Consider the following 2615-nt stretch of genomic DNA (forward strand, 5'->3'; position numbering starts at 1 on the left):
CGCAACGCCTCGGCGCTCCGGGCTGCCAGCGCCGGGATAAACGCCTGCGCTCGCTCTTCGCTCCCGGGCCGCGCGTACGGGTCGGTCGTGACGACCCCTCGCACGCCAAGAAACCACCGTCCTGCCGCGCGCAGCTTGGCCCTTGCCTGTGCGATAGCCTCGTTGGCCACGTTGCGTACCGCCTGCCTGAGCCATTCGACCCGGCCGTCAAAGCTCGGGGGAGGCGCGATGTGCAGGGTCACGCGCTCGGGAAACTTGGTTTCGTTCTTGAAGTAGAAGTCGGGTCGCTCGACCTGGATGCAGGTGCCGACCTGCTCGGGTGCGAGATTGACGCCTGGCCACTGTTCGGGGTCTGAAACCAGTCCGGCGGCGGTCGGATTCACGTACCCGTACGCCATTTTGTCCAGAATTGAGCTTTCAGTCAGCAGGGCTTGGACTGCGGGTTTCTCATCGGAGTCCCACCAGCAGCCACGCTTGGGTCGCAGGTGCTTCAGTGCAAGAGCGGTTTCCTTGCCAAAGTCACGCAGGAAGTCAGGCAATACCCCGCGGGTGTCGGTGTACGTTCCATGGATGTGGTTACTCATCGCCGAAAACTGATGAACGAGCACCCCGTACTTGTTGGCGAACACCGCCAAACAGTAGAGCAGTACCTGATTGATGCGTTCATCGGGACGTAGCAAGAATCGTCTATCATCGCAACGACGACTGACCAGCACCGTCTGACCGGCTACCACGCAGCGAGCAAGCATGCCTTCGTTATCGGCCAGCTACCTTTCCGGTTGCCTCGATTTTCACTCCGGTCAGGGTTGCCTGTTGCACGTTTGCCAAGTACACGGACGCCCTCAAGCGAGGACGCACCGTGCTGGTTGCGGGCGCCGAGGACCCCGTGCACGGCGATAGTTGGGCGAATCTCTACGTCCCCAGCCCCGACAAGAATATTGGGGACACCGTGGACATCGCCCCCGGCACCGTGGTCAGTTTCGGCGCCACCTGGAACAACATCAAGCCCGGGTGGGTCGAGGTCTTGGTCAACGGACTGCCGTTCACGCCATGCAGCGGGTTTTTCGGGGTCGGCACCGGATCGAGTACATGCGGCATATACTTCAATGCGAGCTCGTGGGTGACCCTGCGCACGCAGCACGCCCAGACGAGCCCGATCTACGTCAAGGTGAACGGGCAGCCCATACGATGGGATCCGCGAGCAGCCTGCCGCCTGGCGCGGCACGTCAACTCGCTCATCCTCCGAGCCGGGGACTACCAAGGGATCTACAGTGCGGCCAAGAATCTGTACGTGGCTCGCGCGCTCGATCACGGAGTCCCTTGTGACGTTGATAACTGGCCCCAGCCGCCCCGGCCCAGCTGTCCCGGCAACAGCGAAGGCGCGGGAGATCACCCTGACCACTTCCCTGGCACGCAGCTACCGGTATCCGCCTCGACCTTGCGCATCACGGGCCGATTGGCTCCCAAGCCCAGCTCGGTTCGCCCGCAACCCTTCGGTGAGGTCACGAGCTGCCAGAGCAACGCAAATTGCACCCCGGGCAACGTCTGCGATCCCGCTCTTGGGATTTGCGTCGACTGCATCGGCAACGCGAGCTCGCTGTGTCCGGACTACGATCACTTCGTGATCCCGGCCACGTGCGTCGCCGGCAAGGACTACCTCCGCGGCCGCGTCGTCCTGCGCACCGAGGCCAGCCTGAACCTGGAGGCCTACGTAGTGAACTACTGCTGGTCGGACAGTGCCGAGCGCTGCGGGATCGACCACGACGAGGACCCGATGACGCCGCGCCTCGTCACCTTCCGCACCGAAGCGACGCCCGTGGGAGGTGGGATGGCCGACCTACGGAATGTGCCGATCGATGTACGTTGCCAGGGCGCAGCCGGCCAGCAGCGCTTTCTCAATGTTTGGGTCCTGCCCGGAGGCCCAGCCGGTGGAAAACCGGCGATTCCCCAGTGCAACGCTCACCCCAACCCGGCCGATTGCTGCGACACCTACTCGCTGTTCTACTCGGTCGAGGCGACCGACGACGGCTTCATCTACAGCAACGGGAGCGGTGCCATCGAGCCAGTACCCCCGGTAGACGCTCCAACCAATCCCTAGATCGGTGCGCCTCATGCCCTCCAGGATCAGCAGACTCCACCAGCTGCTTGCAGCAGTGCTGCTGGCCACCTCCGGTACGACGTTTCAGGGCTGCGGCGCCCGGACCAGCAGCCTGGGGCCGGGAGCAGGCGGTGTTGGCGGGGGTGTCACGGGCGGTCGCTCCGGGACCGGCTGGGCTGGAGTTTCCGGCGGCTCGGGGAGCGGCCAGAGCGGCGCAGCCCAGGGCGGCATGCTCGGTAACGCGGGCCGTGGGGGGCAGCAGGGCGGAGGGGTGGCCGCTCAGGGCGGCTGGGGTGTCGCAGGAGGCAGCTGGGGCTGGGGCGGTGGACAGGGTGGTGAACAGGGCGGCGCGATGGGTGTGGCGGGCATGCAGGGCGGGTCTGGCGCCCCGGCAGGCAGCGGTGGCTGGGGCATCGCCGGCACCGGCCAAGGCGCCGCTGGCGCCGGCTGGGGCGGTCGGGGCGGGGGCCAGAGCGGAGTGGGCGGGCAGGGCGGCGCGGCCGGCCGAGGTGGCGCG

General features: G+C 66.2%; 3 protein-coding genes. 2 read left to right on the forward strand and 1 reads right to left on the reverse strand.

Annotated features, from left to right (window positions below; genetic code table 11):
- Nucleotides 1-749 (reverse strand): transposase (locus tag MJD61_05635; GenBank protein ID MCG8554759.1); only part of this gene is annotated, 749 nt, incomplete at its 3' end.
- A gap of 110 nt (nucleotides 750-859) precedes the next feature.
- Here MJD61_05635 and MJD61_05640 point away from each other — a divergent pair.
- Nucleotides 860-2098, forward strand: coding sequence for a hypothetical protein (locus MJD61_05640; protein ID MCG8554760.1), 1239 nt, complete (start codon nucleotides 860-862; stop codon nucleotides 2096-2098).
- A gap of 13 nt (nucleotides 2099-2111) precedes the next feature.
- Nucleotides 2112-2615: hypothetical protein (locus MJD61_05645; GenBank protein MCG8554761.1), on the forward strand; the 504-nt coding region annotated here is incomplete at its 3' end.

This window comes from Pseudomonadota bacterium, assembly GCA_022361155.1.
In the GTDB taxonomy this organism is placed as follows: Bacteria; Myxococcota_A; Polyangia; order Polyangiales; family JAKSBK01; genus JAKSBK01.